Here is a 13522-nt window from a genome sequence, read left to right as displayed (position 1 = left end):
ATGCTTAAAGAAGAAAAAGCAAAGGTACGAAAACTTATAAAGGAATATTTTAAAAGCCCTAAAGTTAAAAGCCTGATACAAAAAACCGAAGAGCTTCAAAATACCGAAGAATATTGTAAGAATTTTTTAAATAAAATACCAAAATACGGCGAAGCCAAAACCGTTTTTGCCTATCATCCCATAAACGAGGAATTCCCTACATTGGGGCTTTTAAGGCAGGCCGCAGAGGACAAAAAGACTATAGGCCTCCCCCTCGTTTTAGGTAAGGATTTGGTATTCAAAAAAATGGAATTTAGGAACGGTAAGCTAGAGCCCGTTCAAATCGGAACCTTCGGTATTATGGAGCCTGCCGAAGAGGCCTTAAACCTCTTTCCTCAAACACAAGAAGAAAAAAAGACAGCTCCTTTGGAGTTTCCCCTTTTGATTTTAGTTCCCGGAAGGGCCTTTTCAAAAAAAGGAGAGCGGATGGGTAGAGGAGGAGGTTTTTACGATAGATTCTTTGAAAAACTTTTTAAAAGCATAAAAAAAGAAGAAGTCTGCCTTGCAGGGCTTTGTTTTTCGGGACAAATTTTAGACACAATCCCCATGGGAGAATTCGACCATCCTGTAGACCTTGTCGTAACGGAAGCGGAAGTTTATTTGTACGGAGGTTAATTTTAGGCAGGGCAAATAGCTCCGCTTAAAATAAAATTTGATAAAATCATAAAAAATACGATTTTTCTATTGACATTTTATAAGAAATAGTGTAATATCCTGGAACTTCCTAATTGGAAACATTCCCCTGTAGCTCAGTAGGCAGAGCAAGTGGCTGTTAACCACTGGGTCCGTGGTTCGAACCCGCGCGGGGGAGCTATTCGAATGACGGCTGACCTTTCCAAGGTCAGCTGATTTTTTAAAGGTAGGTGCGATATGTCAAGAGTATGTGAAATTTGCGGAAAAGGCTCATTGTCAGGAAATTCGGTAAGTAAGTCCAAAATTCACACAAAAAGAGTTTGGAAGCCCAATCTAGTGAATGTAAAAACAGAAATCGGCGGCAGAACTCTAACCATTAAAATGTGTTCTCGATGCTTAAAAAGCGATTACGTTACAAAGAAAGTTTAGTTTTTTCTTAATTTACTCCTTTTTATTTAATTTCGAGTCTGTTTTTCGGCAGACTCGATTTTTTTTGCCTGGACCTTACTTTGAATTCAAAAGGACATTATGTTCTGAAGAGTTCTTAGAAAGCAAGTAAACACAATACTGATTCATGCTTACACCTTCTTTCTTAGAATCTTCCGCAAGAGTTTTATGAAGCGTTTTTGGCAATCTCAGCTTAAATTGCCCCGAATAAGAATCTATATCATTTGGTTCATTTATTGGAATTCCTTCTTCAAGAGCTGCAAATAACCATTCTTTTTTAGCATCCTCAGCATTCGCTACAACAGAGGCAAGAGAGGAGCCGCATGTAATGCAGCCGGGAAGTTCCGGATAAGAAGCAACAAAACCATTTTCTTCCGTATCAGGAATAATTTCCAATTTATATGGCAATTTTATGTATTCTTCTAATGTTTTCATTTTTATCTCTCCTTTTGATTATTTTCTTCGGCTTCTACAACTTCTTTTACCATTCGTACATAAATAGATTTTATGGGTGCACGATTTGGAATTGTAATCGGATTACAGCCCTTCTTTCGAAAAGTATAATGACTGCTGCCGGAACGGGGAGAGGTCATTATATAGCCATAAGTTTTCAAGACTTTTGCAAGTTCCGAAAAACGCATATTATTATCAAGTGATTTTATTTTCTCAAGCAATTTCTCCCATTGAGCCATGTTTATATTATAAATGGTATCATATATGGTGTCAAGATGTAATTCATTTTATTATCATAAAACATAAATAATAGCTGTTATATACCTACTACTTATACCTATCACTCAAAGAATAAGTATTATCTGAGAGCATCTTATTTTCTTCCCTTGCTTTCTTGCATTCCGCTTCAATATCGGCATCAAACCAAAGGTATCCGAACATCGGGTCGTAGAGGTTGTCCTGATATTTCATATTAAGCCAAGCAGGAAAGCATATCCATTTCCATGCCATAACCCGTATCGTGTTTTTATAATAAGATGGAATCATCAAAGCATCTTCATCAACAATCTTTTCGATTTGGCGGTTTACGGCAGCTTTCTCAAAATATGTAAGGGAACCGTCGTTATACTTTTCTAAAAGAGCATCCATTTCGGGGTTTGAATAAGAGAAAAAGTTTTCAAAAAGTTTTTTATCCGCATATGAAGAGTGAAAAAGGGTATAGTTATTGGGTATTTGGCTTGCAGGCAGAGCACCCCACCAAGCCTGAAAATCACGTGAAGCTATTTTTTCTGTCATACCGCCGGAATAGTACTTAAAATCAAGCCTTACACCGGCCTTTAAGGCCTGACTATACAAAAAGCCGAAAATCCATCTTTCTGCTTCATCCTTATAAAGAATAACAAAGCTGAGCTCTCGGCCCTCTTTATTTACCAAGATTCCCGATGAATTTAAAGAGGTGTAGCCTGCTTCTGCAAAAAATTCCATAGCTTTTTTAGGGTCAAAAGGAGGCTTTTTTATTTCGGCATTATTAAATACGGCATCACCCCAAGTCTGGCCCGTTCCGAGAGTATGAAGGCGGCTTCTTTGCCCTTCAAAGGCCGTATAAATAAGCCCTTCCATATCCAAAGCATAATACAAGCCCTTTCTAACCCTTACATTATCCAAGGGCTTGGCGGCCGTATTAAAAAAAAGACCTGTCGGGCCGTTTACGGGCACATAATAGCCCTTCCACAAATTTACAAAACCTTCCTGCACATTAGAGCTGTCTTGTCCCCTAGCCCACTCCGAAGGATTATCCAAATGAATAATATCGAAAAGACCCAAGGAAAATTTATTAAAAGCGGGCGACTTACGCCCTACGATTATGCGGTAATAAATTTCGTCAAAGTTGGCGATTCCCTTAAAATGAGGATAGATATGAGCCCACCAATTTTCTATCTTAGAGAATTTAAGGCCGTGATTATAATCGTATTCCGTTAAAATATAGGGGCCTGTAGTAGGTTCAACGGTGCGGTTATATTCTGCTATCCAATCATCGGGAACCTCGCCCTTATAAAAATGACTCGCAATGGGCTTAAAATTGGTACGGTCAATAAGTTCATATTCCGTATAGGATTGCTCGCCCAAATATTGAACCGAAATACAAAAATCGTTTATTTTTTTTACTGAAAGATTTCCGTAATAATAATTTTTAATAGGATCAAATATTTTTTTTGACTGTAAAAATTTTAAGGCAAAAATCCAATCATCTGCCGTACAGGGTTCTCCGTCAGACCAGAGCATTTTTTCATAAAGTTTATAGTAGACCGTCTTATTTTCCAAATCCACAGCCCAATGGGTCGCCGAACAGGGCATAAAATCGAAATTTTCTAAAGAAACCCATAAAAGAGGCATCTGGGTATTAAACATCCTAACGGCACTATCATCAGCTCCGGGGCCCAAGTACCTAAACGTATTCGGAATATCGTTTAAATAGCCGTAAAATCGGCCTCCTTTTTTTAAAGCCTTTGAAGAATAATCTTTAGGAAAGGATGTATACCATTTAAGGGATTTATCGAGGCCGGGAACGCTAAAATCTTCAACAAGGACAGGGGGACAAGAAAAATCGGGAAGATTTTTACTCTCTTCGGCTATAATTGCCTCATAAGCATCGCAGGCAGGCTGGTCCAGATATCCGGAAGGAGGAAGAATTTCATTACATGAAAAAAACAAAAAAAACGTCAAAAAAAAAGCTGTTTTTAGAAGTGATTTAAAATATTTACGATAAGTCATTTTTATCTACCTACTCTATCCGAGTAAAAAAATACAGGTGTCGGTACACCGGCACCTGTTATTAAGCCGACAAAGGCATTTAACTTAAACAAGATGACATGCACACATGTGTCCGTCACCGATGTCCCTAAGAACAGGCTTCTCAACAGAGCATTTATCTATCTTCTTTGTACAGTTTAGATGGAATGGGCAGCCTGAAGGCAGGTTGATCGGTGAAGGAATTTCACCGGTAAAGGGAATTCGTTTTTGTCTCTTTGACGGATCCGTATCCGGTATAGCGGCGATAAGGGCCTGAGTATACGGATGGACAGGATCGGAGTATATGACAGAAGATGTAGCAAGCTCCATAATGGAACCCAAGTACATAACTGCAATTCTGTCGGACATGTGCCTAACAACGTTTAAGCCGTGAGAAATAAAAATAACAGTCAGCTTTCTTGTTTCCTGCATATCGAGCAGAAGGTTTAAAACCTGCGACTGAACGGAAACGTCCAAAGCACTTACAGGTTCATCGCAGACTACGATTTTGGGATCTACAGCCAAGGCGCGGGCAATAGCTATTCTCTGTCTTTGTCCGCCTGAAAATTCATGCGGATATCTATAGTAGGCATCTTCAGGAAGACCTACGTCCTTTAAAAGCTGCAAAACCTTTGCCTTGCGCTCATCGGCAGTCATCTTTGTCTGTATAATTAGAGGCTCTTCGATTACGTAGCCTACGTTCATACGGGAATTCATTGACTCTGCAGGATCTTGGAATATCATCTGAACATCACTGCGTACGTCTTTTAATTTTCGTTCTTTGAGGTAGGTAATATCCCTTCCCCTATATTTTATTACGCCGGAAGTAGGTTTATAAAGACGCATCATAGCACGGCAAAGAGTACTTTTACCGCAGCCAGTCTCTCCTACCAAACCGAGAGTTTCGCCTTCATAAACCGAAAGGCTTACACCGTTTAAGGCATGAACTACAGCCTTGCTGTACCTGCCCTGCGAAAACTCCTGTACTAAATTTTCAACTTCAAAAATAGGTTCTTTGCTCATTATATTTCCCTCGCTCTAAAACATCGGATTACATGATCCGTTTCAAATTCTTCAAGAACCGGATTATTGGCTCTGCAATAATCGGTAGCATAACTGCAGCGCTCTGCAAAACGGCAAGTAGCGGGATATGCACGAGGAGCCGGAACGCTTCCTTCAATATAGGGAAGACGGGTCTTAGGCTTTGAATCCAACTTAGGCATGGAAGCTATTAAGCCCCTTGTATAAGGATGCCTCGGATTTTTGAATATAGTCTCTACAGGTCCTGTTTCAACGATTTGACCTGCATACATAACGGCAACATGGTCGCTTACTTCGGCAACAACACCCATATCGTGGGTAATATAAATAACGCCCATATTGTTTTTTCGCTGTAATTCCTTTATTAGGGCCAAAATTTGAGCTTGAACGGTTACGTCCAAAGCTGTGGTCGGCTCATCTGCGATAAGAAGTTTAGGATGACCTGCCAGAGCCATGGCGATCATAACCCTCTGTCTCATTCCTCCGGATAACTGAAAAGGATAGTTATTAAGACGCTGTTCGGCAGAAGGAATTTCAACATCCTTTAAGTATTTAAGAATATGAGCCGGCATTTCTTCTTTCGTAATATCGGGTCTATGAAGTTCCAAAACTTCGCCAACCTGCTTTTTGACCATGTGAACGGGATTTAAAGCCGTCATAGGTTCTTGGAATATCATAGCAATTGAAGAACCACGAATCTGATACATTTCTTCGATAGGCAAATCAAGCAAATTACGGCCTTCAAATAATATCCTACCTTTCCTTATTTCACCGTAAGGATGCGGTAAAATTCTCATTATAGAAGATGCAGTAACACTCTTACCGCAGCCGGACTCTCCTACCAAGGAAATCGTCTGACCGGCTTTTATACTAAAATTTATCCTATCCAAAACCTCAACATATCCGGCATCAGTAACAAATCCGGCAGAAAGGTCTTCAACTCTAAGAAGCTCATCACTCATATAATTTCTCCAAAGTTTAATGACAGCCCTCAGCCTTCACAAGGAAGGCTAAGGCCGTCATATTTTTTTATGTCCGGTTTACCGGCTTATTCAACATATCTTGTACTGGGTTTCCAGATTTTCGGCTCAAAAGACTTGCCTTCGGCACGGGCCTTTTCAACCTCTTCTTTAACATCAGCATCAAACCAAGCATAGCTGTAGAATTCTTCACCGATTAAACCCTTAACGAATCTCATGTTACCCCATGCAGGGAACTTAATCCACTTCCATGCAGCTGTTCTATAAAAGTCTGTGTAATAGTTCGGGATTACAAGAGCTTCTTCGTGAACAAGGCGTTCAATCTTTTTATTGTTTTCGGCCTTTTCCGAAATAGGAACACTGTCATCGCTTTCAATAGCAAGCAAGGCTTCCATTTCATCACTCCAATATCCCCAAATATTATTGGTATCGGCTTTTTCGGCATTTTCTTTTGAATAGTACTGCCACTGTCTGGGCTGATAGTTATAAGACCATCTTAAAGAAACCATGTCATAGTCTTTTGCAAATACCTTGGGTATCCATCCCTGTTCCATAAGATTTAGGACGATCTCGACACCGGCTTTTTTAGCCTGCTCTTTGAGATAAGCAAACTGCTCATTTGATGTAGCACCGCCGTATAAGAGTTCAAAGCTGGCTCTTTTGCCTTCTTTGTTTACACGGATACCGTCGCTTCCGAGCTTATCATAGCCTGCTTCTGCGAGGAGTTCACCGGCTTTTACGGGATCAAAGTCGGGCTTGCGGATTGTATTGTCGTTAAAATTGTATCCTGCCCATTCTTGTCCGATACCGATATTGTGATATCGTTTATATTCGCCCTGCAAGATATTATCGATCATACCTTGAATGTCAAAAGCATAGTACATGGCTGTTCTAACCCTCTTATCTTTAAAGAAGTCGCTTGTAACATTCATAAACCAGCCTTGGGTTCCCTGTGTCGGAGTAAAGTTTCCGATCCAGCGGTCGATATAGCCGTTTGTTATGTTGGGCTGTGTTGCAGCATCGTTCCATTCCTTAGCACGTGTCAAACCGAAGAGGTCAAGTTCGCCCTTGTAGAAATATTCTTTTTCTACATCGGTACCGCCTGTGATGGTCTTGATTTCGATATAATCAAAGTTAGCCATGTTTTTAAAATATGGAAGAGAATCACCCCACCAGTCCTTTACCCTCTTAAATACAAGAAGTTCGCCCTTAACGGTTTTTTCTTCATCCAAAACATAGGGGCGGGTTGTGGGAGAATATTTCCAGTTAAAGTCGACATGCCAGTTTTTATAAAGCTGTCCGTTATTGAAGAATTTTTTGTTGTAGGCTACAAAGTTGGTATTATCGATAAGTTCGTATTTTGTAAGCTTATCGGATTCAAGCCACTTTATTGCAAGACAATAATCGTTGATCTTCTTAACTTCGAATTTGGCACCGTACTTATTGTAGAAAGGAGCATCTAAAAGGGGGTCATTCCACATCTGCCAAGCCCATACATAGTCATCGGCTGTACATGGTGTTCCGTCAGACCACTTGATTTCTTCGCGTAACTTGTAGTAAACGGTCTGATTATCGGCACCGAATGCCCAGTGAGAACAGAAAACGGGGTACCATTCTTTTGTCTCATCAGAACCCCACATTAGAGCTGAAGAACTAAACATATAGTCTCGTTGAGAGTGGTTACCCTGAGGGCCGATAAAGCGGTAGTTTTCGGCAAACTGGGATTCATTAAGGTGCAGAGTACCGCCCTTCTTTGTCTGCGGTGAGCCGAAGTCGGGCATATTTGCAGTAAGCCAAACTACCTCTTCGGGCAGACCTTCAACTTTAAGGTTTTTGTCTTCAATAACCTTAACGCTAAAATCGGGAAGTTTTTTAGCTTCTTCAGCTATTAGGTGTTCATATCGGGCAGAAGGACCCAATTTTGCCAAGTCGCCTTCTTTGGAGCAGCTTGAAAGAACAATAGCAAGTGCAACTAAAATAGTTCCAATCTTTACAAATCTTTTCATAAGATTCCTCCTAAATTTTTTTATATAATTAGCTTAAGAGGCCCGCAAGGGCACATCTTAAAACTATTTATAAACGGTATAGCGCTTAGGATCAAAGGCTTCTCGTAAACCTTCGCCTATAAACGTAATCAATATAAGAACAAAAACAAAGGCCGTAACGGTTGAGCTCAAAATCCAAGGAGCATCCTTATACATAGAAGTTCCCATACTCAACAATTCTCCCCAGCTCGGTGTAGGCGGACGTAAACCGTATCCCAGATAATCCAGACCGGTTAATGAAGAAATACCGCCCGATATTGCAAAGGGCAGAGCCGTAACAACTATAACTATGATATTAGGCAAAATATGGAGCATAACTATACGCATGGTGCTTGCACCCATTGATTTAGCGGCCAGTACATAATCTCTTTCTCTTTCACGATAGGTCATGGCACGGGCAGTCCATGTTTTACCCGACCAGCCGAATACCAGATAGACCAACAAGAGCCAGCCGAATGAAAGGTGGAAAATCGAACCTAGAATCATAACTATGTATAAGAAGGGTATTTGTTCCCATATTTCGATAAACCTTTGAAAAAGGGTATCAAACAGTCCTCCAATATAACCCATCAAAATACCGATTGTAATACCTATTAAGTATGTAATAAATACAAACAATAGAGAGAAGGACATACATATTCGGTAGGCATAGATCAAACGGGCCAAAATATCCCTTCCGATACTATCCGTACCTAAAAAGTGTTTGGTCTTAAAAGAAGGAGCAAGGGGAGGATACATTTCACCGCTTCGGCCCTTAGCAAACCTAATCCACGTATATTTGCCGTCGGGCTGGGCTAGTCCCTTTTCACTGCCTATTTTGTACCATGTATAATCTTTAGGATCTTCAGATTCAATCGAAGACTTTTTATTCCAAGCAATACCGAGATACTTTCTTTTAATTGAGGCAAAGTCCGAAAGACGGGCTTTTTCGGGATTTTCGGTAAATTTAACCCAAATATATCTTTTTGTTCCGTCTTCGTCTTGAGAAATTTTAATACCTTCAATTTCGGATACGTCAATCCACCTATATTCGGCAGCATCATCCGAAGGCATTTCGCCCGATTTGTCTAAGCCTATGCCCATAACGGGACAGTTAAGGTTGCTTAAAGACAGGGGAGCTGCGGTTGAGTCCGTTTCATAGGGATTATAAGGAACAGGGGGCATTATGAGCCATCCGCGTCCCGTTTCTTTTAAAACAGATTTGATAGCCCTATAATCGATTTCCAATTCATGATGAAGCTGTAAACCGAAATCTCTTGCATAAAGAACCTTTGAATATGTAGGAAAGTATAATTTTCCGTCGATTTTCATCAATATAGGGCGGTTATTTATAAAAAGCTCTGCAAAAAGTGAAAGAATGTAAGTTACCAAAATAAATATAAGAGAAATTCTTGCACGTTTGATCTGCTTGAACCTGTGCAAGCGCATTTTTGTAAGGGGGCTAAAAGCCGTTCTTTCTCTAAACAATCTCCACGAAGCTTTTAATTTAGCCAAAAAATCTTTGTTTGTATCTGCCTTATTCATACTTTACCTTCCAATTACTTTCCAAGTTTAATTCGCGGATCAACAAGTGATACTATAAAATCGCTTAATATGTTTGAAACCATTGAAACAAGAGAAGTTATAACAAGGGTTCCTAAAACAATAGCATAATCTCTTTCTTCCAAGGCCTTAAAACCTAAAAAGCCCATGCCGTTTATATTAAATATCTTCTCGATAAGGAAGGCACCTGCAAAGAAGATACCCAATATACCGCCGAGTCCTGCAGCTACAGGAATCATACTGTTTCTAAAAGCATGTTTCCAAAGAGCATCCCTAAAGGTTCTACCCTTTGCAACGGCTGTCTTAACATAGTCCGAGGCCATATTTTCCATGAGATAGTTTTTGGTGGCTATTGTAAGAGTCGCAAAGCTTCCCAAGGTATAGGCGACCATAGGCAGGAACATGTGCATAAAATTATCACCGAGCTTACCGAAAAACGAAAGTTCTGCATAGTTTCTGGAATACAAACCGCCTGAAGGGAAGATATTGAGCCTAAAAGAAAATACGGTAAGGATAATAATAGCTACAACATAGCTCGGTAAGGCATAGGTTATTATTATAATAAATGATGAAATGTTATCCGATACGGTTTTATGCTTAAGGGCCTTGGACATACCCAAGGGAATACAAACGGAATAGGTTAATATCAGCGAGATAAGACCGAAACGCAACGAAATAGGGATACGGGATCCGACCATATCTATGACCTTATCACCGTATTTGGTTGAACGGCCTAAGTCACCTCTAAGCACCTTACCCATCCATTGAACATAAGAAATATACCATGGTTTATCAAAACCGTAATAAGCTCTAAGCTCTTTTTCAATTTCCGCTTTGAGAGCACTGGTATTTTTTACGTCTTTGTTATTATTCTTACCCTCTTGACCGAAGATAAGCTGATTTAAGGTCTGCTCAACAGGACCACCGGGTACGGCACGTGTAATTGCAAAAACAACCAGAGTAATTCCTATATAAGGTAGGAATAATCAATAACGCACGCCTAACGAAATAGTTATTCATTATAAAGCTCCATAAAACCAAGATACTAAATATGCGACACAGCCTAACCGAATTATATCAGCTTGATTATCTTATATGAGGTAAGGGATATGCATACTTAGACATTTGGCATTTTAGCATAATGTAAAAAAAAAGTCTAGAGTATCAAGTAAAATTCCATAGGATAATTTGCAATAAGGGCAGCTAATAAACGGAGTCAATTTGATCAAGACTGACAAATGTCCCCTTTTTGCAGGTCAAGATATTTCCGCAAGAACATTCTCCGCAAATACCAACCCCGCACATCGTGTTCATCTCTAATGACATAAAAATCTGAGATTTGCGGACTCCCAATTTTAAAAGAATTTCGGAAGCCCTGCGCATAAAAATCATAGGCCCTACCAGATAGGCCGTAAAAAAGTCCTGCTTGCCCATCTTTTCGGCTTTTCCCTGAATCGGGAGGCCGGTATTTCCTTCAATATTGTCTTTTTGGAATTGGTTTAGCACCCTGCCGATAACACCCTTGTCGGCAACCTTTTTATAGGCGCCGCATTCAATAAGAATTTTTTCGATACCGTTGGGCTCCTTTTTTTTAATTTCTTCGGAAGTTCCCACATAGGTAGAGACTAAGGCTCCTTGCTTTTTTAAGCGTTTTGCAAGGGCAGGAAGGACTGCAATACCAGTTCCGCCTGCAATTAAAAGAGCATTTTCAGTTTTAGGAGGTTTTATTCCTTTGCCGTAAAGGCCCCGCATATAGATTGTATCTCCTGCTTTTAGCTCAAAAAGAGCTTCCGTAAAGGGGCCGCGTTTTTTTATGATAAGGCTTATAGGATCGGCTTCCGCAAGGGAAAAAGGCTTTTCGCCGGCTCCGGGAATCCATAAAAACACAAACTGCCCTGCTTCGAATTTACATTTCCCGTTTAGGGTAATTATAATGATATCTTCACTTTCTTTTTCGATTTTTACTATGGTCTTTGCTTCGTATTCCAAGGCCCTTTTTTTACGTAAAAAGGAAGAAGTTTTATCGGTTTCTTTACCGCGTATACAGTTTAGAGCATCCGAGGCAAGGTTTTGAAAAAAAGGTTTTAAATCGTCTTGTTCAAGCATGCCGCAGGCAGAACCTATACCTATTATATCGGCACCGGCCCTAACGAGTTCGGCAGCTTGAGCACCCGTCATAACGCCTCCCATTCCGATTATAGGAATTTCTTCTCCTACAGCCTTCCGTATTTGCCCGATACATTCCAAAGCCCTTGGGAAAACCCACGCACCGCTCATGCCGCCCTTTCCGCCAAGTTTATTTTGCAAGATGGGCTTTCCGGAATGGGGCTCAATGTAAACCTTGGGGCCTACGGTGTTGATAGCCGTTATGCCGTCTGCGCCTGCTTCGATTACGGCGGAAGCTATGGCTCCTATATCTTCTACATTGGGGGTAAGCTTTACAAAAATCGGCACGGCACAATCGGGGAGAGCTTTTTTTATGATTTTTACGTATTCCGCGGCAATCGCAGGGTCGCAGCCTATGGAAGCACCGAAGCCGGCCGAAGCATGGGGACATGAAAAGTTAAGCTCAAAGCAGTCGGCTAATTCTTCAAAGCCCTTTAAAAGGCTGATAAAATCTTCAGGGTTTGAGGCCGAAAGGGAAACATTTAAAATAGAATCGGTTTTCCATGAGGAGCGGAGCTCTTTTAGTTCTTTTACGGCCTGTTCCATTCCGCAGTTACGAAGACCGACGGAATTACCGAAACAGCCCAATTCGGGTTCACAAAGGATAGGTTCTCTATTTCCCGGATTGGGCAGCACCTGAAAGCTCTTTGTGGTTACAAGGCCGAAGCCAAGCTCATCGGCACAGTACCTTATCAAATTAGGCTTTGTAGAAAGAACACCCGACACGGTTGCAAGAACAGGAGCAGACCTTCCTTCCCTCGCGGCAAGCCCTGCATTTTTAATTTTTTGTATTATTTCTGCCTTACTTCTCATTCCCATTTCCTGCCGATTTTCTTATCTATTGATATTCATATAAAAAACGATACCGACCTGATAAAATTTAACTTGAGTTTTTTTATCGGTATCAAGAATCTTTGTTTGGTAAAAATCCGCCTCACCGCCGCCTTTATAAAGGGGCTTGGTTTGCCACTGAGCCAAAAGCATTATATTATAATCTTTTTTAATATTAAAATTAATGATGGGCCCGAAGGTAGTTAGGAATAGGTTTTCACCCCATACTTTATTATCGAGCCCTTTGGGAGAAGCAAACAGTTTTTTTTCTACATCTATTTTCATTGCAATTAAATCTAAAAATATAGGCATCTTATATCCTATAAGATATGAAGCCTGGTATTTCCATCCGTTACGGTTTTCTCCGGAATCGGCTTGATAAAGCCACGATGTTTCGGAATCTACACCGCTCATAGCCTTATAAAGCGCAGCTTGGTCTGTGCGGAAGACCACATGAGACCAGTCATTTGGAATTACGGCACCGAGGTCAAATTGAAAAGCCCCTCCAAAAGAAAAAGAATATATGGATTTACTGAAATTGAGCGGAATATAGTTTGATTTACCGGCATTATTTTTGTTTAAGGCAAGACCATACAAAGTCTTAATATTCCAACCTGATCCGACACGGGACTCGGTATAAAATTCCAAAAAAGCAATAGGCGTCCAAACAATGCCGAATTTTCCTTCAAAACTTATGGGACTCAATTCCGCCCCGATTTTAAAGTTGATATTATTATCTTTTGTCAAAGGATTATCAAACTGCATAAGCGGAACTTTAAAATTCTGAGTTACGCCTACCAAGGCTTGAGGCGGCCATGTAACAATAGCATTTATGGTTGTAGTATAGGCAACTTTTTTATTACTATAATGTTCTGAAGATTGACTTTTATGAGATTCTTCGTGGGCAGTCAAAGGTAAAAATAAAAACGAGCACAAAACGATACCGATAAAAAGTTTTTTCATAAAATGTAACTCCTATTTGTTAATCTTAAAGTTTTATGATTTTATCACATAGCAAGTATAGGGTCAAGATATTTTATAAAATCTTGTCAATCC

The 13522-nt window shown here is 40.2% G+C and carries 12 protein-coding genes and 1 tRNA gene; 3 read left to right on the top strand and 10 right to left on the bottom strand.

What is annotated here, in order from left to right; all coding sequences use genetic code 11:
• The 3 genes from TDE_RS04765 to rpmB all read left to right on the top strand — a co-directional run bounded on the left by TDE_RS04765 (position 1) and on the right by rpmB (position 1101).
• Positions 1-654, top strand: coding sequence for a 5-formyltetrahydrofolate cyclo-ligase (locus TDE_RS04765; RefSeq protein WP_002682306.1), 654 nt, complete (start codon positions 1-3; stop codon positions 652-654).
• A 123-nt stretch (positions 655-777) separates the two neighbouring features.
• A tRNA-Asn gene (locus TDE_RS04760) sits at positions 778-850 on the top strand.
• 59 nt (positions 851-909) lie between these two features.
• Positions 910-1101 carry a 50S ribosomal protein L28 gene (gene rpmB, locus TDE_RS04755; RefSeq protein WP_002670427.1) on the top strand — a complete coding sequence of 64 codons (192 nt, stop codon included), beginning with the start codon at positions 910-912 and terminating at the stop codon, positions 1099-1101.
• 75 nt (positions 1102-1176) lie between these two features.
• Here rpmB and TDE_RS04750 read toward each other — a convergent pair whose 3' ends face one another.
• The 10 genes from TDE_RS04750 to TDE_RS04705 all read right to left on the bottom strand — a co-directional run bounded on the left by TDE_RS04750 (position 1177) and on the right by TDE_RS04705 (position 13429).
• On the bottom strand, positions 1177-1554 hold the full coding sequence (locus TDE_RS04750; protein WP_002682305.1) for a type II toxin-antitoxin system HicB family antitoxin: 378 nt from the start codon (positions 1552-1554) through the stop codon (positions 1177-1179).
• Positions 1555-1556: 2 nt separating this feature from the next.
• Positions 1557-1793, bottom strand: coding sequence for a toxin HicA (locus TDE_RS04745; RefSeq protein WP_010956854.1), 237 nt, complete (start codon positions 1791-1793; stop codon positions 1557-1559).
• A gap of 106 nt (positions 1794-1899) precedes the next feature.
• Positions 1900-3843: an extracellular solute-binding protein gene (locus TDE_RS04740; protein WP_002682301.1), complete on the bottom strand. Its 1944-nt coding sequence runs from the start codon at positions 3841-3843 to the stop codon at positions 1900-1902.
• Positions 3844-3927: 84 nt separating this feature from the next.
• Positions 3928-4884 (bottom strand): ABC transporter ATP-binding protein, encoded by a 957-nt coding sequence (locus TDE_RS04735; protein WP_002682300.1) that lies wholly within the window; start codon positions 4882-4884, stop codon positions 3928-3930.
• Positions 4884-5864 (bottom strand): ABC transporter ATP-binding protein, encoded by a 981-nt coding sequence (locus tag TDE_RS04730; protein WP_002671908.1) that lies wholly within the window; start codon positions 5862-5864, stop codon positions 4884-4886. Before TDE_RS04730 ends, TDE_RS04735 begins: the two co-directional genes overlap by 1 nt.
• An 86-nt stretch (positions 5865-5950) precedes the next feature.
• Positions 5951-7888, bottom strand: a complete 1938-nt coding sequence (locus TDE_RS04725; RefSeq protein ID WP_002671910.1) for an extracellular solute-binding protein — start codon at positions 7886-7888, stop codon at positions 5951-5953.
• Between the two features lie 63 nt (positions 7889-7951).
• Positions 7952-9451: an ABC transporter permease subunit gene (locus TDE_RS04720; protein ID WP_002682298.1), complete on the bottom strand. Its 1500-nt coding sequence runs from the start codon at positions 9449-9451 to the stop codon at positions 7952-7954.
• A 14-nt stretch (positions 9452-9465) separates the two neighbouring features.
• Positions 9466-10221, bottom strand: a complete 756-nt coding sequence (locus TDE_RS04715; protein WP_245522452.1) for an ABC transporter permease subunit — start codon at positions 10219-10221, stop codon at positions 9466-9468.
• Between the two features lie 451 nt (positions 10222-10672).
• Positions 10673-12448: a dihydroorotate dehydrogenase/oxidoreductase, FAD-binding gene (locus TDE_RS04710; protein ID WP_002682296.1), complete on the bottom strand. Its 1776-nt coding sequence runs from the start codon at positions 12446-12448 to the stop codon at positions 10673-10675.
• A gap of 21 nt (positions 12449-12469) precedes the next feature.
• The gene (locus TDE_RS04705) at positions 12470-13429 is read right to left on the bottom strand and encodes a hypothetical protein (protein ID WP_002682295.1); all 960 of its coding nucleotides are present in this window, start codon (positions 13427-13429) and stop codon (positions 12470-12472) included.
• Positions 13430-13522: the final 93 nt, after the last annotated feature.

This window comes from Treponema denticola ATCC 35405, from assembly GCF_000008185.1.
In the GTDB taxonomy this organism is placed as follows: domain Bacteria; phylum Spirochaetota; class Spirochaetia; order Treponematales; family Treponemataceae; genus Treponema_B; species Treponema_B denticola.
This window is presented reverse-complemented; position numbering and strand designations above follow the sequence as displayed.

What these genes read in the sequence shown, in the direction of transcription:
- TDE_RS04750 (WP_002682305.1), bottom strand. Translation starts at nt 1,554, where the DNA reads ATGAAAACATTAGAAGAATACATAAAATTGCCATATAAATTGGAAATT.
- TDE_RS04705 (WP_002682295.1), bottom strand. Translation starts at nt 13,429, where the DNA reads ATGAAAAAACTTTTTATCGGTATCGTTTTGTGCTCGTTTTTATTTTTA.
- TDE_RS04725 (WP_002671910.1), bottom strand. Translation starts at nt 7,888, where the DNA reads ATGAAAAGATTTGTAAAGATTGGAACTATTTTAGTTGCACTTGCTATT.
- rpmB (WP_002670427.1), top strand. Translation starts at nt 910, where the DNA reads ATGTCAAGAGTATGTGAAATTTGCGGAAAAGGCTCATTGTCAGGAAAT.
- TDE_RS04735 (WP_002682300.1), bottom strand. Translation starts at nt 4,884, where the DNA reads ATGAGCAAAGAACCTATTTTTGAAGTTGAAAATTTAGTACAGGAGTTT.
- TDE_RS04720 (WP_002682298.1), bottom strand. Translation starts at nt 9,451, where the DNA reads ATGAATAAGGCAGATACAAACAAAGATTTTTTGGCTAAATTAAAAGCT.
- TDE_RS04765 (WP_002682306.1), top strand. Translation starts at nt 1, where the DNA reads ATGCTTAAAGAAGAAAAAGCAAAGGTACGAAAACTTATAAAGGAATAT.
- TDE_RS04740 (WP_002682301.1), bottom strand. Translation starts at nt 3,843, where the DNA reads ATGACTTATCGTAAATATTTTAAATCACTTCTAAAAACAGCTTTTTTT.
- TDE_RS04710 (WP_002682296.1), bottom strand. Translation starts at nt 12,448, where the DNA reads ATGAGAAGTAAGGCAGAAATAATACAAAAAATTAAAAATGCAGGGCTT.
- TDE_RS04730 (WP_002671908.1), bottom strand. Translation starts at nt 5,864, where the DNA reads ATGAGTGATGAGCTTCTTAGAGTTGAAGACCTTTCTGCCGGATTTGTT.